20 protein-coding genes are annotated in these 18,636 nt (G+C 66.5%); 11 read left to right on the top strand and 9 right to left on the bottom strand.

Features of this window, described 5'->3' with window-relative positions; genetic code table 11:
* The first annotated feature begins 1 nt into the window (after position 1).
* The 6 genes from NS6_RS13615 (at position 2) to NS6_RS13590 (ending at position 4,498) form a co-directional block, all read left to right on the top strand.
* Complete coding sequence (locus NS6_RS13615; RefSeq protein ID WP_068041321.1) at positions 2-1,096, top strand: C40 family peptidase; 1,095 nt, start codon at positions 2-4, stop codon at positions 1,094-1,096.
* Positions 1,097-1,152: 56 nt separating this feature from the next.
* Positions 1,153-1,503, top strand: coding sequence for a hypothetical protein (locus NS6_RS13610; RefSeq protein WP_068041315.1), 351 nt, complete (start codon positions 1,153-1,155; stop codon positions 1,501-1,503).
* A 70-nt stretch (positions 1,504-1,573) separates the two neighbouring features.
* Positions 1,574-1,912 (top strand): YbaB/EbfC family nucleoid-associated protein, encoded by a 339-nt coding sequence (locus NS6_RS13605; protein ID WP_068041311.1) that lies wholly within the window; start codon positions 1,574-1,576, stop codon positions 1,910-1,912.
* Positions 1,913-2,086: 174 nt separating this feature from the next.
* The gene (locus NS6_RS13600) at positions 2,087-3,346 is read left to right on the top strand and encodes a SatS C-terminal domain-containing protein (protein ID WP_068041310.1); all 1,260 of its coding nucleotides are present in this window, start codon (positions 2,087-2,089) and stop codon (positions 3,344-3,346) included.
* 199 nt (positions 3,347-3,545) lie between these two features.
* On the top strand, positions 3,546-3,743 hold the full coding sequence (locus NS6_RS13595) for a type II toxin-antitoxin system VapB family antitoxin (protein WP_068041623.1): 198 nt from the start codon (positions 3,546-3,548) through the stop codon (positions 3,741-3,743).
* Positions 3,744-3,814: 71 nt separating this feature from the next.
* Positions 3,815-4,498: a JAB domain-containing protein gene (locus NS6_RS13590; RefSeq protein ID WP_084471029.1), complete on the top strand. Its 684-nt coding sequence runs from the start codon at positions 3,815-3,817 to the stop codon at positions 4,496-4,498.
* Between the two features lie 245 nt (positions 4,499-4,743).
* Here NS6_RS13590 and NS6_RS13585 read toward each other — a convergent pair whose 3' ends face one another.
* The 8 genes from NS6_RS13585 to NS6_RS13550 form a co-directional block, all read right to left on the bottom strand.
* The gene (locus NS6_RS13585) at positions 4,744-5,652 is read right to left on the bottom strand and encodes a metal ABC transporter permease (RefSeq protein ID WP_068041613.1); all 909 of its coding nucleotides are present in this window, start codon (positions 5,650-5,652) and stop codon (positions 4,744-4,746) included.
* 5 nt (positions 5,653-5,657) lie between these two features.
* Positions 5,658-6,392: a metal ABC transporter ATP-binding protein gene (locus NS6_RS13580; protein ID WP_068041309.1), complete on the bottom strand. Its 735-nt coding sequence runs from the start codon at positions 6,390-6,392 to the stop codon at positions 5,658-5,660.
* Positions 6,389-7,306: a metal ABC transporter substrate-binding protein gene (locus NS6_RS13575; RefSeq protein WP_168443523.1), complete on the bottom strand. Its 918-nt coding sequence runs from the start codon at positions 7,304-7,306 to the stop codon at positions 6,389-6,391. Before NS6_RS13575 ends, NS6_RS13580 begins: the two co-directional genes overlap by 4 nt.
* Positions 7,307-7,440: 134 nt before the next feature.
* The gene (locus NS6_RS13570) at positions 7,441-8,214 is read right to left on the bottom strand and encodes a succinate dehydrogenase iron-sulfur subunit (protein WP_068041305.1); all 774 of its coding nucleotides are present in this window, start codon (positions 8,212-8,214) and stop codon (positions 7,441-7,443) included.
* Positions 8,214-10,013 carry a succinate dehydrogenase flavoprotein subunit gene (gene sdhA / locus NS6_RS13565; protein ID WP_068041304.1) on the bottom strand — a complete coding sequence of 600 codons (1,800 nt, stop codon included), beginning with the start codon at positions 10,011-10,013 and terminating at the stop codon, positions 8,214-8,216. Before sdhA ends, NS6_RS13570 begins: the two co-directional genes overlap by 1 nt.
* A 16-nt stretch (positions 10,014-10,029) precedes the next feature.
* Positions 10,030-10,461 (bottom strand): succinate dehydrogenase hydrophobic membrane anchor subunit, encoded by a 432-nt coding sequence (locus NS6_RS13560; RefSeq protein WP_068041292.1) that lies wholly within the window; start codon positions 10,459-10,461, stop codon positions 10,030-10,032.
* Positions 10,462-10,464: 3 nt separating this feature from the next.
* Positions 10,465-10,863, bottom strand: a complete 399-nt coding sequence (sdhC, locus tag NS6_RS13555) for a succinate dehydrogenase, cytochrome b556 subunit (RefSeq protein WP_084471028.1) — start codon at positions 10,861-10,863, stop codon at positions 10,465-10,467.
* Between the two features lie 616 nt (positions 10,864-11,479).
* A complete protein-coding gene (locus NS6_RS13550; protein WP_068041284.1) occupies positions 11,480-11,740 on the bottom strand; it encodes a GreA/GreB family elongation factor in 261 nt (86 codons plus the stop codon).
* A 146-nt stretch (positions 11,741-11,886) separates the two neighbouring features.
* On the opposite strand from NS6_RS13550, the gene NS6_RS13545 reads away from it, so the two are divergent.
* The 5 genes from NS6_RS13545 (at position 11,887) to NS6_RS13525 (ending at position 17,504) form a co-directional block, all read left to right on the top strand.
* Entirely contained in the window at positions 11,887-12,282 is a 396-nt protein-coding gene (locus tag NS6_RS13545; RefSeq protein WP_068041280.1) for a cytidine deaminase, read from the top strand.
* Between the two features lie 55 nt (positions 12,283-12,337).
* Positions 12,338-13,339, top strand: a complete 1,002-nt coding sequence (locus NS6_RS13540) for an LLM class flavin-dependent oxidoreductase (RefSeq protein ID WP_068041276.1) — start codon at positions 12,338-12,340, stop codon at positions 13,337-13,339.
* Positions 13,340-13,470: 131 nt separating this feature from the next.
* On the top strand, positions 13,471-14,769 hold the full coding sequence (locus NS6_RS13535) for a thymidine phosphorylase (protein ID WP_068041273.1): 1,299 nt from the start codon (positions 13,471-13,473) through the stop codon (positions 14,767-14,769).
* A 223-nt stretch (positions 14,770-14,992) separates the two neighbouring features.
* Complete coding sequence (locus tag NS6_RS13530) at positions 14,993-16,090, top strand: adenosine deaminase (RefSeq protein ID WP_068041270.1); 1,098 nt, start codon at positions 14,993-14,995, stop codon at positions 16,088-16,090.
* 112 nt (positions 16,091-16,202) lie between these two features.
* A complete protein-coding gene (locus NS6_RS13525) occupies positions 16,203-17,504 on the top strand; it encodes a D-alanyl-D-alanine carboxypeptidase family protein (protein WP_084471027.1) in 1,302 nt (433 codons plus the stop codon).
* A 78-nt stretch (positions 17,505-17,582) separates the two neighbouring features.
* Here the strand turns inward: NS6_RS13525 and yhjD are convergent, their stop codons facing one another.
* The gene (yhjD, locus tag NS6_RS13520) at positions 17,583-18,626 is read right to left on the bottom strand and encodes an inner membrane protein YhjD (protein ID WP_174552593.1); all 1,044 of its coding nucleotides are present in this window, start codon (positions 18,624-18,626) and stop codon (positions 17,583-17,585) included.
* Between the last annotated feature and the right edge of the window lie 10 nt (positions 18,627-18,636).

Here is an 18,636-nt window from a genome sequence, read left to right as displayed (position 1 = left end):
GGTGATCGATATCAGCGCACTGGCCAAACCGATCCTCGACCTGCTGGCCAGTTTCGGCACCGGCGTGCTCGGCACCGGTGGCCCGGGTGATTCGTTGCGGGCGGCGTCCACCGCGATCGATCAGGTGCATTCACTCGGCCGTACGGGCATCAATCTGATGAACACCGCCTGGGACGGTACCGGCGCCGACGCCGCGACCTCCAAGGCATTGCGGGTGCAGACCTCCGCCGCGAGTATCTCCGACCGCGGCAACGAGATGGCCACGGTGATGGGTCAGGCGGCGGCTCATGTCGAAACCGGCAACAAGGATCTCACCGTCATCGCCCAATCGTTCGTGAACAACGCCACCGCCATGGCCCCCACGCTGGGCACTCCGGCCGGGCTGACGGTGCTGGTCGGGTCCGCGATCGATCATCTGGGTCAGGCACTGGGGGTCGTGGGGCGGGTACAGAACGACCTGCAGACCCAGACGGCCTCCATGAACGAACTCGCCCCACCGCCGCCCACTCCGTCGGCCGCGAACACCGCACCGGTGACCGGCCAGGCGATCTCCACGGTGACCTCCGGCCTCAGCAACGTCGCCGGGGTGGCCGGCACGATGATGAGCACCGCGATGTCGAGCACCAGCGGCAGCACCACCACGACGAGTGCCGGAACACCGGGTAGGACGACCAGTTCCACCGGCACCGCGTCCGGTGAGGGCGTCAAGATCACCCTGCCCGACGGCAGTGTCGTGGAGGCGCCGAACGAAAAGGCCGCCACCGCGGTGAAATCCGCACTCGGCTGCGTCGGCACCCCCTATGTATGGGGCGGTAACACGCCGGGCGCCGGTCTGGATTGCAGCGGCCTGACGAAATACGCCTACGGCGAAGCCGGGATGGAGATCCCGCGCCTCGCCCACGAGCAGGCCAACGGCGCCACCCCCGTCTCCCCCGGCGATCTGATGCCCGGGGATCTGGCGGTCTGGGACGGCCATGTTGCCATGGTGGTCGGCAACGGTCAGCTCGTCGAAGCCGGCGATCCGGTACAAGTCGGTTCCATCCGCACCGAAAACAGCGGGATGGAGTTCTACGGGTTCTACCGGCCGACGGAATGAGTAGCCAGGCTGCCCCACGATGGGCGGATATCCGATCATGACGACTGGACAGAAGTATGAGTGAGCAGCAGGTTCCGGAGATACCGAACGTCACCGTGGCCGGGAGCAGGAATCGTTCCGGCACACTGTCGGTACGAGCCACCGACCAGGGTATGCCGGTGGAGATCAAATTCGAACGCAGCGAATACCGTTACGGTGCACAGGCACTCGCCGACGAGATCCTGCGGCTGACCAAACGTTCGACGATCGCGGCCAAGGCGAAACGCCGGGAACTACTGGCCGAGAACGGAATGCCGGCGGAGATTCTGGACCGGCTGGGGTTGCCGACCCGGCAGCAGGCGGTCGACGAACTGGATCGGATGGACGACGCCGACACCGGGCCGACGAGCTGGATGCGGCCGGTATGAGCCGCCGCGAATTGCCGGTTGCGCGGTATCACCACGGCGCGCCACCACGGGGATCCAGGAGGGATGGAGCATGAGCGCGGAAATGGACGCCCTGGTCGCGGGGGCCACTCAGAAACTGGAGGCGCTCGAAGCGGCGCTGTACGGGCTGAAACAGATCCGGGGCCGGTTCACCAGCGAAGACGGGCTGGTGAGCGCAGAGATCGACAGCGACGGGGCACTGGTGGGTTTGCAACTCACCGAGGGGGTCACCTCACTTCCACCCGCCGAAGCCGCACAGTTGATCCTCTCGGCCTGCCGTCAGGCCGCCGAAGATGCCGGTGGCCGACGCTCGGAGGTCGTTGCCGCGCTGAACGAATCGTTCGCGCCGGCGGATGCACAACCGGCCGGAGGATATCCCGGTAACGCCTGATCACGGCCGGTCGCGGGCGCGTTACGCGGGTGTCGCGGCGAGCACACAGTGCCATCGGAGACACCTCGGCGTATGCTCCGGTCGTGCACCGCACGGGGTTCGTCCATCGTCCGCTCCGGCTGTGGTCGGCCCAGGGGTGGGCTCGGCCCTGCTCTACCTATTAGGCTTCCGCGTATGGCTTCTGGAGACATCGTCCCGATCGAGCTCGGTCTGACCGACGGCGATCTCGTCACCCTCTGGGCACCGCGCTGGCGTGACGGGGATGACGAGTGGGAAGCGTTCCTAGGACACGAGGACACCCTGTACGGCTTCGAGTCCGTGGCCGAACTGGCGGCCTTCATCCGGACCGATTCCGATAACGATCTGGTCGACCATCCGGCTTGGAAGGTCGTCGCCGGCCTATCGGCGGCGGAACTGGAGCCCGAGGACAACTACTCGTTCGACCTGGTCGGAGTCCCGGAGCTGGCCGCCGGTGATCCGGATGTGGAGACCGTCGCCGAGCTCGAGGACACGCTCGCCATGGTCCGCAATATCGGCGAGGTCTGCGAGCTCGAGACGGTGACGAAGTTTTTCGCCACCCATCCCGCACTCGGCGCGCTGGCCGGCGGCACGGGTATGTTCGCGGGCCGCGAGGGCCTGGAAATCTGGGATCAGATCGGCGCCGCAGTGGCCAAGAGCTGGGACGATGTGCTGGATTCGATCGATTCGGTGGTGCGTGCCCCGGCTGTGGACGCCGAAGCGGTAGCCCTGGCCGAAGCGGAATTGCTGGCCGCCGAAGAGAACGAGGTCGACGCCGACGATGTCGCCGATACCGACGACGACAGTGATATCGAACCGGTCGACCTGAATGCCGACGACGACGAAGAGGAAGAAGAGGACGACGACCTCACGTTCTGGGAGGAAGTCGGGATCGACCCGGTCAAGATCGTCACCTCGGATTCGGAATACTTCACGTTGCGCTGCTACCTCGACGACGAGCCGATTTTCCTCGGGGCCAGGAAGTCGGTTTCCGTATTCGGTAGCGAACGCGCCCTTGCCCGCTACCTCGCCGACGACCACGAACACGATCTGGCCCGGGTGAGTACCTTCGCCGAAGTGCAGACCGCCGCGGTGGACGGGTCGCTGGAGGTCGAGGTCACCGAGGAGAACGTCTACGTTCTGCCCGGCCTGGCCGACGATCTGGCCGAGGGCCCCGAGGCGGTGGATACCGAGCAACTGGATCTGGTGCTGGAGTTGTTCACCGACGCCGCCGATTACGCCGAGGACGATGCGGTGGAACAGGCCCTGGCGAAATCGACTCCGCTCGGCTGGTATGTCTCCTATCTGCTGAACCCGGACCCGACCCGGATGGCACCCAATCCGCCGTTCGATTCCGAGGCCCGGGCGTGGCGTGAGCTGGAACGCAATTTCGAATCCCGGCTGACTCCGCGCTGAACCCGCCCGGTCGGCACACGGTTCGCGCAGCGGTAGGTCTCGATGTGGACACGCGACGGCTCATTCTGTCGATAAACCGGCACGGACTGGGCAAACTGTCTGGCCAGCGGTGTTTTGTCGTCGCGCAGCCCCGGCCGGCGCCTTTCCGGACGGGGACGGCCGCACCGCGGTAGCAGGGCAGATGTATGAAGGAGGACGCATGCCGACAGTGCGGATCGATCTGGATCAGGATCTGCTGGCGGCCGCCGGCGCAATCATGGGCACGGGGACCGACAAGGCCACGATTCACGAGGCGCTGCGCCGGATCGTGGTCCATGAACGACAGCTCCGGCATTTCGAGCGGCTGGCCGCGTCGGCGCTGAACCGATCACCGCAGCTCGCGATCGTCGACGGCTGACGGCACGTACAGCGCGTACCTGTCGGTACCCGTTGGCATGATCCGGGCATACGGAGTCCGGAGGGGGAATCATGTCGGTACCGATCAGCGATCTGCCCGTCACCCAGCGTCCACGCGAGCGGTTGTATGCACTGGGCCCACAGGCCCTGAGTGACGGCGAACTACTGGCGCTGCTGCTCGGTCAGGGCAGACGCGGTGCGAGCGCGGTGGAACTGGCATTCGGTCTACTCACCGAATTCGGCGGAGTCTCCGGTTTGTCCTCGGCGCGTCCCGAGGAGCTGGCCCGCCTCGCCGGTGTGGGCACCGCCAAGGCCGCCGCGATCATCGCCGCCTTCCAGCTCGCCGCGCGCGCCCGCGGCGGCCCGGCACCCGCGGCACCGGTGTTACGCGCCGAGGATGTTGCGCTGGCGGCCGCTCCCCTGTTCGCCGGGGCGCGGGTCGAGCGTCTGCTGGTGCTGGTCTGCGATACGCGCAATCGACTGCGGCGGTCGGTATTCGTAGCCGAGGGCGCGATCGACGAGGTGGCGGTGCCCGTACGCGAAATCCTCAATACCGTGCTCCGGAATGACGGTCGCGCGTTCGCCCTTGTCCACAACCACCCCTCCGGCGACCCCTCCCCCAGTCTCGACGACCGGCGAGCCAGTAGCGTGCTCGTCGCCGCGGCGCATACCGTCGGCCTACGCTTCCTGGACCATGTGGTGCTCGCCGGCGAGCAGTGGCGCCGCGCCGCGCCGCTCGAGGAGCCGGATATGTGACCCCTGCGGGGATGCCCGGCGGGGTCAGTTCATTCGCTCCGCAGATGTCCAAATCGATACTCGGCGCGGTAATCCCGCCCGGCCTATGTACTGCACGACCACCGGATCGGGAGCGTATGCGATATCGGCGACGTACCGAGCGGTCGACAACCGCAGCACCTGGCAGGGGCCGCACTACGCACGACCCGTCACGTGGGCCCGTCACGGCCCGCTGAAGGCCGGCTCCGGAGACGGGTCGCTTGTGTTCAACCAGGTCGGCCAGATGTGTCCTCGGCGACCGCCGGCGTACTGCTGTCGCGAGCACGGCGTCGCGCGACAACCAGGCGGGATCCGATGAGCCCCTGCCGGGGTGCGAACAGATAAACCAGGGTGAACACCGCACCTTGCGCGAGGACCATGGTCGCCCCGGGCGCGGTATCGGCGTAGTAGCTGACGTAGAGGCCGGTGAGGGCACAGATCGCCGAGATGGCCGGGGCCAGCACCAGCATCCGGCCGAAACGATCGGTGAGCAGGTAGGCGGTGGCGCCCGGGATGATCAGCATGGCCACTACCAGAACCACTCCGACGGCCTGCAGCGCCACAACCGCTGTCAGCGCGAGCAGGCCGAGCAGTGTGGCGCCGAGTACGCGCGGGTTCAGGCCGATCGCGTAGGCGTGGACGCGGTCGAAGGCGTACAAGGTGAAATCGCGTCGTTTGAGGACGAGAACCACGAAGACGAATGCGGCCAGTACGGCGATCTGCACCAACTCGTCCGGTCCGACACCGAGGATATTGCCGAAGATGATGTGGTTGAGGTCGGTATCGCTGGGTGTCACCGAGATCAGCACCAGGCCGAAGGCGAACAGGGTGGTGAACACGATGCCGATGGCGGCGTCTTCTTTCACCCGGCTGGTATCGCGGACCAGGCCGATCAGTGCCACGGCCAGGAACCCGAAGATCACCGCGCCGACGGCGAACGGGACTCCCGCGATATACGCGAGCACCACCCCGGGCAGCACGGCATGCGAAACCGCGTCCCCCATGAGGGACCAGCCGACGAGCACCAGCCAGCACGAGAGCAGGCCGCAGACGATCGCGGCCACCAAGCTCGTGATCAGGGCACGAACCATGAAGGCGTATCGGAGCGGTTCGAGCAGGAATTCGATCGGGTCCATCACATTCACCGCTGTCCCAGTACGTCGAGTCCGAAGGCCAGCGCGAGGTTTCCCGGCTGTAGCGCCTCATCGGTGCTGCCGTGTACCAGCACCCGGCGCATGAGCAGCGCCGCCTCGTCGGCGAGTCCGGGCAGGGCGTGCAGGTCGTGGGTGGAGATCAGGACTGTCGCACCGTCGGCGGCCAGTTCGCGCAGCAATCCCGTGATCGTCGCCTCGGAGCGTTTGTCCACACCCGCGAACGGTTCGTCGAGCAGGAGGATCCGGGCGCCTTGCGCGATGCCACGCGCCACGAAGGCACGTTTGCGCTGGCCGCCGGAGAGTTGCCCGATCTGCCGGGCCGCGAGATCGGTCAGTTCGACCCGCTCCAGGGCCTCGTCCACCGCGGCCCGGTCGGTGCGGCGCACCCGCCGGGTGAAACCCATCCGGCCGTAGCGTCCGGTGGTCACCACATCGCGTACCGACAGCGGGAACGACCAGTCCACCGCTTCGCTCTGCGGTACATAGCCGAGCAGTCCGCAGCGGCGTGCCACCGCCGGTTTCTCGCCACCGATACGAACGGTGCCGCGGTCCGGGACGACCATGCCCATCAACGTTTTGAACAGCGTGGATTTACCCGAGCCGTTCATCCCGATCAGCGCGCATATCCGGCCCGGGTTCACCGCCAGCCGGACCCCTTCGAGAGCCTGCACGTCGCCGTAGTAGACGGTGACGCCGTCGACGTCGATCGCGGGGGTTGTCATGACCGGCTCCCGGTGAGTGCGGCGGCGATGGTTTCGGCATCGTGGCGGATCAGGTCCAGATAGGTCGGCACCGGGCCGTCGGCCGCGGACAGTGAGTCCACATAGAGGACGCCGCCGAAATGCGCACCCGTGGCCTCGACGACCCGCCGCATCGGCGCGTCGGAGATGGTGGATTCGCAGAACACCGCGGGTACCCGATTATCGCGGACGTATTCGATCACCCGGGTGATCTGCTGCGGTGTGGCCTGCTGTTCGGCATTGACCGGCCATATATAGGCCTCCGACAGGCCCGCGTCGCGAGCCAGGTAGGAGAACGCGCCTTCGCAGGTCACCAGGGCCCGCTGCCGGCGCGGCAGATCGCGGAGTTCGGCGACGAGTTCGTCGTACACCTGCTGCAGCCGGAGTTTGTAGTTCTCACCGTTGGCCCGGAACACGGCACCGTGTTCGGGTGCGAGGCGGGTGAAGGCGGCCACCATATTGTCGACATAGGTCTGGACGTTGAGCGGTGACATCCAGGCGTGCGGGTTGGGTTTGCCCGCATAGGCATCGGAGGTGATGGGTACCGAGGCCACTCCGGCACTCACGGTGACGTGCTCGGCGTCGAGGTCGGCGACGAACTGGCCGAACCAGGCTTCCAGGTTCATCCCGTTGTCGAGGATGAGATCGGCTTTGGCGGCACGTTTGATATCGCCGGGGGTCGGATCGTAGCCGTGGATCTCTGAACCGGGTTTGGTGAGCGACTGTACTTCGAGGTGTTCGCCGGCGATATTGCCGGCGATATCGGCCAGCACGGTGAAGGTGGTGACCACCACCGGTTTCCCGTTGCGAGGCAGGTGGAATGTCTCGCAGGCGGTGAGCACGACCACTGTCGCGCAGAGCGCGAGCACAGCGGTGAGCCGGAAGATTACTCGCATGCCGAACCACCGCCTTCCAGTCGAATGGTAAGTTCGGGTACCCGAATTATCAAGTTCGTGTGACGAAACCCCATCGGCCGGGAAAACAGAACCGCCCCCGTGCCGGACACGAGGGCGGTTCTGACGACAACGGCTCAGCGCGCGAACAGCAGCGCGCGCTTGACTTCCTGAATCGCCTTGGTGACCTCGATACCGCGCGGGCAGGCATCGGTGCAGTTGAAGGTGGTGCGGCAGCGCCACACCCCGTCGACGTCGTTGAGGATGTCCAGACGCTCGCGGGCGCCCTCGTCCCGGCTGTCGAAGATGAAGCGGTGCGCGTTCACGATCGCGGCCGGGCCGAAGTAGCTACCGTCGTGCCAGTACACCGGGCACGAGGTGGTGCAGCAGGCACACAGGATGCATTTGGTGGTGTCGTCGAACCGGGCGCGATCGGCCTGGCTCTGGATCCGTTCGAAAGTCGGCTCGTTCCCGGAGGTCATCAGGTACGGCTTCACCGCCCGGAATGCGTCGAAGAACGGCTCCATATCGACGATCAGGTCCTTCTCCACCGGCAGGCCACGGATAGGCTCGACGGTGATGGTGACCGGACTACCGTTCTTCGGCAGCATATCCTTCATCAGGACCTTGCAGGCCAGCCGGTTCACACCGTTGATCCGCATCGCGTCCGACCCGCACACACCATGCGCGCAGGAACGCCGGAAGGTGAGTGTGCCGTCCAGGTAGGACTTGATGTAGATGAGGACGTTCAGGAAGCGGTCCGTCGACAGCGCGGGCACCTGGAACGACTCCCAGTGCTGGCCCTGCCCGTCCTCCGGGTTGAACCGCGCCACCTTCACGGTGATCATGGTCGACCCCTCGGGAACCGGCGCCGGGTTCGCGGCTGCGGGCTTCTCGGCTACAGCGGTCATCAGTATTTACGCTCCATCGGCTCGTAACGGGTCTGCACCACCGGCTTGAAGTCCAGCCGGATATCCGAGAGGAGATCCGAGCCTTCCTTGTAGGCCATCGTGTGCCGCATGAAGTTCACGTCGTCGCGGTCCGGATAGTCCTCGCGGGCGTGACCGCCACGCGATTCCTTGCGGTTGAGCGCGCCGACCACCGTGACTTCGGCCAGCTCCAGCAGGAAGCCCAGCTCCAGGGCCTCGAGCAGATCACTGTTGTAGCGTTTGCCCTTGTCCTGCACCGTAATCCGCGCGTAGCGCTCCTTGAGCGCATGGATATCGGTGAGGGCCTGCTTGAGCGTGTCCTCGGTGCGGAACACCGAGGCGTTGTTGTCCATCGACCGCTGCAATTCGGTGCGGATATCGGCGACCCGCTCGTTGCCGTGGTCGGACAGGATCAGCGAGAGCCAGTCCTGCACCATCTGCGCGGGCCCCTCCGGCATCTCGACGAATTCGGCGCGCTGCGCGTATTCGGCGGCGGCGATACCGGCGCGGCGGCCGAACACGTTGATATCGAGCAGCGAGTTGGTGCCGAGCCGGTTGGCGCCGTGCACGGAGACACAGGCGCATTCACCGGCGGCGTACAGGCCGGGGACGACATCGGTGTTGTTGCGCAGCACCTCCCCCTGGATGCGGGTGGGGATGCCGCCCATCACGTAGTGGCAGGTCGGGAAGACCGGCACCAGTTCCTTCACCGGGTCCACACCCAGGTAGGTGCGGGCGAACTCGGTGATATCGGGCAGTTTCTCCTCGAGGACGTCCTCGCCGAGGTGGGTCACGTCGATGTAGACGTAGTCCTTGTTCGGGCCGGCGCCGCGACCTTCGAGCACCTCCAGCACCATCGAACGCGCGACGATATCGCGCGGCGCGAGGTCCTTGATGGTGGGCGCGTAGCGTTCCATGAATCGCTCGCCGTCCACATTGCGCAGGATGCCGCCCTCACCGCGCACCGCCTCGGAGATCAGAATGCCGAGCCCGGCCAGACCCGTCGGATGGAACTGGTGGAATTCCATATCCTCGAGCGGCAGGCCCTTGCGGAACACGATCGCCATACCGTCGCCGGTGAGCGTATGCGCGTTCGAGGTGGTCTTGTACATCCGGCCGGAACCGCCGGTGGCGAAGACGATCGACTTGGCGTGGAACACGTGCAGTTCGCCGGTGGCCAGCTCGTAGGCGACCACACCGGTGGCGACCTGACCCCGCTCGGTATCTGTCATCACCAGGTCGAGCACATAGAACTCGTTGTAGAACTCCACGTCGTGCTTGACGCAGTTCTGGTACAGCGTCTGCAAGATCATGTGACCCGTGCGGTCGGCCGCGTAGCAGGCACGCCGCACCGGGGCCTTGCCGTGATCACGGGTGTGTCCGCCGAACCGGCGCTGGTCGATCTTGCCCTCGGGCGTGCGGTTGAACGGCAGACCCATCTTCTCCAGGTCCAGTACCGCGTCGATGGCTTCTTTGGCCATGATCTCCGCCGCGTCCTGGTCGACCAGGTAGTCGCCACCCTTGACCGTGTCGAAGGTGTGCCACTCCCAGTTGTCTTCTTCGACGTTCGCCAGGGCCGCGCACATACCGCCCTGGGCCGCACCGGTGTGGCTACGGGTGGGGTACAGCTTGGTCAGGACTGCGGTACGCGCCCGGGGGCCGGCCTCGATGGCCGCCCGCATACCCGCGCCACCGGCGCCGACGATCACGACGTCGTAGCGGTGCTCCTGAACAGGTCGAGACTCAACTGTTTCGCTGGTTCGTTCGCTGCTCTCACTCATGCGAGGGGGCCCGTTCCTAACTGATATTGGGGTCGAAGGTGAAGATGACGTAGGTGCCCACGCCCATGACCAGGATCATCGACAGCACCAGCAGCGTGTTCAGCCAGAACCGGGTCGAATCCTTGCGCGAGTAGTCCGCGATCACGGTGCGCAGTCCGTTACCGCCGTGGAGCTGCGCGAGCCACAGCATGGCCAGATCCCAGATCTGCCAGAACGGGCTCGCCCAGCGGCCGGCGACGAACGCGAAGTTCAACCGTTTCACGCCACCGTCGAGCAGCAACATGATCGCCATATGACCGAGGACCAGCACGATCAGCGCGACCCCGGAGAAACGCATGAACAGCCAGGCGTACTTCTCGAAGTTTCCGTTGGCGCGGGCCCGGGGTGAGCGGGGCAGATCCAGGCTCGCCGGACGATCGTAGGATTTACCGAGAACAGGTGCGGTCATGACTCAGTGCTCCGTCAACAGTAGGTAGAACATGCGGCCGATCGTGGGCACCATCAGCACCACCAGCAGGCCGAGGATGCCCCAGAGCATCTGCTTCTGGTAGCGCGGCCCCTGCGACCAGAAGTCCACCAGGATGACCCGCACACCGTTGAGCGCGTGGAACAGCACGCAGAAGACCAGGCCCATTTCCATGAGCGCGACGATCGGTGTCTTGTAGAGCTCGATCGCCTCGTCGTAGATTTCGGGACTGACCCGGACCAGCGCGGTGTCCAGGACGTGTACGAACAGGAAGAAGAAGACCGTGACACCGGTGATCCGGTGCAGGGCCCAGGACCACATACCGGGGTCGCCTCGGTACAGCGTTTTGCGCTTCGGCTGAGCCGGAGCTTCTATCGTGGCCATAGAGTCTCGGTGCCTCCAACATCGTTGATGGACCCGGTCACAGATCCCGGCACCGGTGCGGTGGAGCCGGGATTCGGTGACGCACCAGCCGGGGAGTGACAGGGCCCTATCCCGGGGCCGCGGTCGCTGGGCTCGCCGCCGCCGAACGTGTAACCGATCTGTTCTGGACTCTAATCCCCTCACATTGGGGGAACTAATTCGGCGTGCCGTGCGTTGCCGCGATATCAGGCAGGTTAGGGTTGCCTTTCTCGGGTCGCCACGAGGTTACGCGACGGGCCACCCACGCCCACACAACCTCACCCATCGAACATCCCGCGAGCCGGTATTCATCTGGTAATTCACTGCCCGGCAACAGCTTTCCCGAACAGCGATGATTCCACGCGAGCGGAGTCCGTTTTCCGCCGAAGACGAATACTCTCAATGCCGAGATTGCCATTGCACGCCGGATCAATGTGCAAAATGTCTCAGTGGAGCGGGCAAAGTTACTCGAGAGTAGCCGAAGGGTCGGGGGTCCGGCGAAAGGTCTCCGGAAATCGTGACACCGGCCCGCGGCGCCGGGCGTAACGCAAGACCCGCCCGGCGCCGCGGCAGAAACCGCTCGATTCCCGGCGAAAGCTCAGTCGCCTTCGCCGATCGCCTCCACCCGCAACCGCACCATTTCGTAGTTGAACTCCGTATCGACGATATCGCCGGTCACATGCCCGAGTAGCGCTTGACTGGCGGGCGCGCTCTCCGGGTACCTCCCCAGTGCGGGATCAGCGTCGTAGTCGGGCACGATCTGGTACTCCAGCTGCACCTCGACCCCGTCGAAGGCATTGAGCACGGACAACAACAATTTCGAATACACCATGACGATGAGGAACTTCGGAAGCGTCATTCGGCACCTTCCTGGCGACCACGAGGCCGGGCCGGACAGCCCGGCACCCTACATATCTCCGAAACGAACGCGGTGTTTCACATCAGCGGGAGCCGGCAGCGGGCGAAGATGTAGGGGAGGTGGACTGTTCGACCACAGGAGCACGGATGGATATCGACTGGGCACGGCTGCGGGCCGAGGCGTATGCGGCGATGGGCAGGGCCTACGCGCCCTACTCCCGCTTCCCGGTGGGAGCGGCCGGATGGGACGGAGAAGCAATCGCGATCGGCTGCAATGTGGAGAACGTGTCCTACGGGCTCGGGTTGTGTGCGGAGTGCGTCCTGGCCGGCAACCAGCGCACCCGTTCCGCAGCCCGGCTGATCGCGGTATCGGTCTGCGATTCGCGGGGTGAGATCCTGCTGCCCTGCGGCCGCTGCCGGCAGGTGCTGTACGAGTTCGGTGGGAAAGAACTACTGATCGACCACCCGGCCGGCCCGGTCCCCCTGGGGGCTTTGCTGAGCGATGCCTTCGGACCGGACGATCTCGCGGCCGGTCGCACCTGATCGGTGGATTCGACGGAACCGGAATCTCAGCGCGACCCCGGGGGTTGGTCCCGATATGACTGTTCCCCTCTCCGTGCTCGATCTGGCCGCCGTCGCCGCCGACGGATCACATCGGCAGGCGCTGGCCGATACGCTGACCGTCGCCCGAGAAGCCGAACGGCTGGGATTCCGCCGGTTCTGGGTGGCCGAGCACCACGGTATGCCGGGGATCGCGAGTTCCGCGCCGCCGGTGCTGATCGCGGCCGTGGCCGCGGCGACCGAGCGGATCCGGGTCGGCTCCGGTGGAGTGATGCTGCCCAATCATGCGGCGCTGGTCGTGGCAGAACAGTTCGGGACCCTGGTCGCGCTACACGGGGACCGGATCGATCTCGGCCTGGGCCGGGCAGCCGGAACGGATCCGCTGATCTCGGCGACCATCCGGCGCGGCGCGACCGCCGAAGCGGTGGAGGATTTCCCCAAGCAGGTCGTGGAATTGCTGGCCTATTTCGGCACCATCCCGCCGCTACAGGGCGGTCAGGGCGAACGGATCCGGGCGATTCCGGGCGAGGGCGACTCGCCCGAGATGTGGTTGCTGGGTTCCAGTGATTTCAGTGCCCGGCTGGCCGCCATGATGGGTCTGCCGTTCGCCTTCGCCCACCATTTCGCCGGCGGTCGCACCACTCCCCTGGTGTTCGAGCTGTACCGGCGCGAATTCCGTCCTTCGGAGGTGCTGAGCGAGCCGCGGTCGATGCTGGCGGTGGCGACGGTGGTCGCCGATACCGAAGCCGAGGCCCGCCGCCGGACCCTCCCACAGAGCCTGGTGCAGTTGCGAATGCGCACCGGTCAGCTACCGCAGCGCATCCCGACCTTGGAAGAGGCCGAGGCCCACCCGTGGTCGGATGCCGAGAACGTCTTCGTCGACGACCGCAACGCGGATCAGGCCATCGGCACCCGCGAACAAGTCCGGGACCGCCTCGACACGCTGGTGAAGGAGACCGGCGCGGACGAGATCATCGTGGCGCCCACCGGCCCGACGGTGCAGCACCGCCTCGAAACCTTGCGCGCCCTACAGGAATGAGAGCTGAAGCCCGATCCCGGCCGTAACCGAAGATCTCGCGGCGGAGGAGCGGCGCCTGCGAGAAGCGCGCGGCACCCGGTACGAGCGGCAGGTCGCCTGCTTTCCGGCCGGGGCGCTGCGAGACTGGGGACGTGACGGTACACGACGCAATATCGGTCATCCGGACGAAACGGGACGGCGGCGCGCTCTCCGACGAGCAGATCGACTGGGCGATCGACGCTTTCACCCGGGGCGCGATGGCCGACGAGCAGATGTCGGCGCTGGCGATGGCCATCGTGCTGCGCGGGATGAACCGCCGCGAAACCGCGAGATGGACCCGCGCAATGATCGGCTCGGGCCGCCGGCTGGATTTCACCGGCCTGCCCCGCCCCACCGTCGACAAACACTCCACCGGCGGGGTCGGCGACAAGGTCACGCTGCCCCTGGCCCCGCTGGTGGCGGCGTGCGGTGCGGCGGTTCCACAACTGTCGGGTCGCGGACTGGGCTATACCGGCGGGACCCTGGACAAGCTGGAATCCATCCCGGGCTGGCGTGCCGATATCGGCCCGGACCGGATGCGCGAAATCCTGTCCGACCCGGCCGCCGGCGCCGTGGTCTGCGCCGCCGGTGCCGATCTCGCACCGGCGGACAAACGCCTCTACGCGTTGCGCGACACCACGGGCACGGTCGAATCGATCCCGCTGATCGCGAGTTCGATCATGAGCAAGAAGATCGCCGAAGGCACCGCCGCCCTCGTACTCGATGTGAAGGTCGGCGCGGGCGCCTTCATGCCGACCCGGTCCGAAGCGCACACCCTTGCCACCACCATGGCCGAACTGGGCGCCGACGCCGGGGTGCGCACTGTCGCGTTACTGACTGCCATGGATACACCGCTCGGCCGCACCGCAGGTAATGCGCTCGAGGTCGCCGAGGCGGTGGAGGTGCTGGCCGGCGGTGGCCCAGCGGATGTGGTCGAACTGACGCTGGCGCTCGCCCGCGAAATGGTCGCGCTGGCCGGATTGGATACCGATCCGGCGCAGGCACTCGCCGACGGCCGCGCAATGGACCACTGGCGCACCATGATCCGTGCCCAGGGCGGCGACCCGGAAGCGCCGTTGCCGGTCGCGAAACACACCGAGACCCTGTCCGCACCCACATCCGGCACGGTGACGAGCCTGGACGCGCGCGCTGTCGGAGTCGCCGCTTGGCGGCTGGGCGCCGGACGAGCCCGGCAGGGGGATCCGGTCCAAGCGGCCGCCGGTATCCACCTGCACGCAACCGTCGGGGATCGGGTGACGGCCGGCTCGCCGCTGCTCACGCTGCACACCGATACTCCGGACGTATTACCCGCTGCGGTCGAAGCGCTGGCCGAGGCGATCACGATCAGCCCGCACACCCCGGAACGCAAGGGTCGCAACCCCCTGATCCTCGATCGGGTCGGCCTGGGCTGAGCGCCCCGGCCGGGGGACCCGCCGCCTTCGCCGACAACTCCTGCTCGGCTCGAGCCGACGATGTCTGCAGGTGCGATCTGCCCTGTTCGTTCTGCTACTCGCCTTACTCGAACGCAACGGGCGACCGACCACCCAGGGAACTCGACGTGAGCACCGGTCGACAAGGTGCGATCTTTCGGAGCGTACTGCTGCCCGGCCCGGAAATCGGCGATACCGTCGAAACATGACCGGACCCATGCCGCTGGACCTCGCTACCCTGCGCCAGGCGCCGAAGGCGCTACTGCACGATCACCTCGACGGAGGTCTGCGGCCCGCGACGGTCCTCGAACTCGCTCGCGACTGCAATTACGACCAGCTCCCCGCCGCCGACGCCGCGGGGTTGGCGCGGTGGTTCCGGGAGGCCGCCGACAGCGGTTCGCTGGAACGCTACCTGGAGACATTCACCCATACGGTCGCGGTGATGCAGACTCCCGAGGGCCTGCATCGGGTAGCCCGGGAATGCGTCGAGGACCTGGCGGACGACGGCGTGGTCTACGCGGAGGTCCGATTCGCGCCGGAACAGCATCTGGAGCAGGACCTGACCCTCGACGAGGTGGTCGAACACGCCCTGGCCGGGTTCGCCGCCGGGGAGGCGGCGGCCGCGGCGGCCGGGCAACCCATCGTGGTGCGCTGCCTACTGACCGCCATGCGGCATGCCGCCCGCTCGCGGGAAATCGCGGAACTGGCGGTGCGATTCCGCGACCGCGGCGTCTGCGGTTTCGATATCGCGGGCGCGGAAGCCGGTTATCCGCCCACCCGGCATCTGGACGCCTTCGAGTACATGCGGGTGAACAACGCCCACTTCACCATTCACGCGGGTGAGGCGTTCGGCCTACCGTCCATCCACGAAGCCCTGGCCTTCTGCGGTTGCGACCGGCTCGGGCACGGTGTGCGGATCGTCGACGATATCGAGGTTGCCGGCGACATCGCCGATGCCCGCCTGGGGCGGCTGGCCCAATACGTGCGCGATACCCGCGTGCCGCTCGAACTGTGCCCCTCGTCGAATGTGCAGACCGGGGCGGTGCCCTCGCTGGACAAACATCCGTTCGATCTGCTGGCCCGGCTGCGTTTCCGGGTCACCGTGAACACCGACAACCGGCTGATGAGCGATACCAGTATGAGCCGCGAGATGCTGAAACTGCACCAGACTTTCGGCTACGGCTGGACCGATCTGGAACGTTTCACCATCAATGCGATGAAATCGGCATTCATCCCGTTCCCGGAGCGACTGCGGATCATCGACGACATCATCAAACCCGGATACGCGGTCCTGCTGGGTTGAGCCTGACGTGCTCGGCCGGACCGGTGTCGTGACCGGGCACGTTCCGGTTCGGTGTGGGGCGAGTCCGTTGCCGATGTCTCGATGCCCGGAAAACCTTCTAGGCTCTTCCCCGATGTACACCACCGAGCTCCACCAGCGCACCGCCCGCCGTTTCGGCACGGTGCTCACCGCCGCAGTGCTCGCGGCCGGACCGTTGATCGTGGGCAGTCCCGCAACAGCGCAGCCGCCACCGCCCACCACCACCCCGTTCGCGACCCCGGCGACCGACAGCTGCCCGCAGAAGACGCAGCCGCCGCCGGCCATCGACTCCTCCGAGGTTCCCGAGCCCGGAGAGGCCCCACCCACCGCCCTGCCGATCCCCGACCCGCCGATCGGCGGGAAACGCCTCGGCGAATGCGGGGTCGTCCTGCCCGCGGATGCGCCGGCGGTGCCGGCGGATATATCCGCGACCGCGTGGATGGTCTCCGATCTGGATACCGGCGCGGTACTGGCCACCAAGGATCCGCACGGCCGGTACCGCCCGGCCAGCACCATCAAAGTGCTGCTGGCCACGGTCGCCCTGCGCACGCTCGACCTGGACAGAACCGTCACCGGAACCCAGGCCGATGCCGATGTGGAGGGCACGCGGGTCGGGATCGGTCCGGGCGGCCGCTACACCAACCGTCAGCTGCTGCACGGCCTGGTGATGGCGTCGGGAAACGATGCCGCGCATGCGGTTGCCGCCCAGCTCGGCGGCGACGAGGCCGCGGTCGCGAAGATGAACGATCTCGCGAAAGCTCTGCACGCCTACGACACTCGCGCCGCGACTCCATCCGGTCTGGACGGGCCCGGGATGAGCACATCGGCCTACGATCTGTCACTGCTGTTCCGCGAAGCCATGTCGATACCGCTTTTCGCGCAGATGATCGGCACCGAACAGCTCGATTTTCCCGGTTATCCCCCGAACCCCACGATTCCCGGCGATCAGGACCACCCGGGGTTCCCGATCGCGAACGACAACGGCCTGCTCTACAACTATCCCGGAGCGCTCGGCGGGAAGACGGGTTTCACCGACGATGCCCGGCAGACCTTTGTCGCGGCGGCCGAACGTGACGGACGCCGTCTCGTCGTCACGCTGCTACAGGCCGATGTGCTGCCGATCCGCCCATGGGAGCAGGCGGCCCGGCTGCTCGACTACGGTTTCGCGCTGGACCCCGCCGCGGAGGTAGGCGATATTCCCGGTGATGATGCCGAAACTGTTTCCGGTGCTCCGGGTTTGGCAGTTCCACCCGATAGTGGCGACGTCGCGTACTCGGCGCAACCCGCTGCGGACGAGGAATACGATGAGCTGTGGATGCTGCTCATGGTCGCCGGCCTGATCCTGGTCCCGATCCTGCTGGTCGGCACCTGGCACGTCCGGACCAGGCGGCGCTGATATCCCGGCCGGACCGAGCGGAACCGCTCGGTCCGCCGCGAAACCCCTTGTACTGAGTGTTATTTCGGAGAACCGCCGCTACTCCGCGGAGTTCCGTGCCCGGCCCCGGCGCAGCCTGGCGACTCCCAGTGTGGCGAGCGCACCCGCGCCGAACAGTGCCGCCGCCCCGGCCACGCCGGGGCGCCCTGCGGTCTGCACGCGTGGCCGGATCACCGCGGGTTCCGGCACCGGAACCGACGCCAACTGTTCGTTCTCCCGAGCTGTCGCCGCCCACGCGGTGGCGAACAGGATGATCCGGTACACCACATAGCTGAACACCATGATGCCGATCACCGAACCGAATGCCGCACCCGCCGGGCTGCTCAGCACCGACCGCATGTAGATCCCGGCGATATTCTTGAACACCTCGAATCCGAGCGCTGCCAGTACCGCAGCCTTCGCGGCGCTGCGTACGGTGACCGGCTCCCGCGGTAGCCGGGCGATGATCCAGGTGAACAGCGCCCATGAGGCGACCAGCGCGAGCAGCGTCGACAGCAGCCACAGCAGCCACCGCGACCCCGGCATCGCCTCGAGCCCCAAGAGTTCCAGCAGCTGCACGCCGAGCCGGCTCGACGCCACGGCCGACAATCCGAGCGAAAGCGCCAACGCCAGGAACAGCCCGAGCAACGCCAGCAGATCGGAGAGCTTGGTGTGGAACCAGTTCTGCTCGTCCGATTTCTGTTCCCACTGCTCGGTCAGCGCCTTGCGCAGGTTCGCCATCCAGCCCAGGCCCGAGTAGAGCCCGGTGAGCAGGCCGAGCACACCCACCGCACCGCGCGAACCCACCGCCTGATCGATCAGGTCGTTGAGCTGCCCGCCCATTTCGCCGGGGATGTTCTCGACGACCTTGTCCTGCAGTTCCCGCAGCAGCTCGTCGTTGCCGGCGAGCACGAAACCGGCGATGGCGAATGCGATCATCAACAGCGGAAACAGCGACAGCACGGTGAAATACGTGATCCCCGCCGCGTAATAGTCACCGCGCTGGTCCTGGTATCTGCCGAAGGCGCGGACCATATGGTCCAGCCAGGGCCGCTGCCCGACCATCCGGCCGACCGCGGATTTCACGTTGTCGATCACCTGCACTGTCTGCGCC

Origin of the sequence: Nocardia speluncae NBRC 108251 (genome assembly GCF_001613245.1) — a bacterium.
Lineage (GTDB): Bacteria > Actinomycetota > Actinomycetes > Mycobacteriales > Mycobacteriaceae > Nocardia > Nocardia speluncae.
This window is presented reverse-complemented; position numbering and strand designations above follow the sequence as displayed.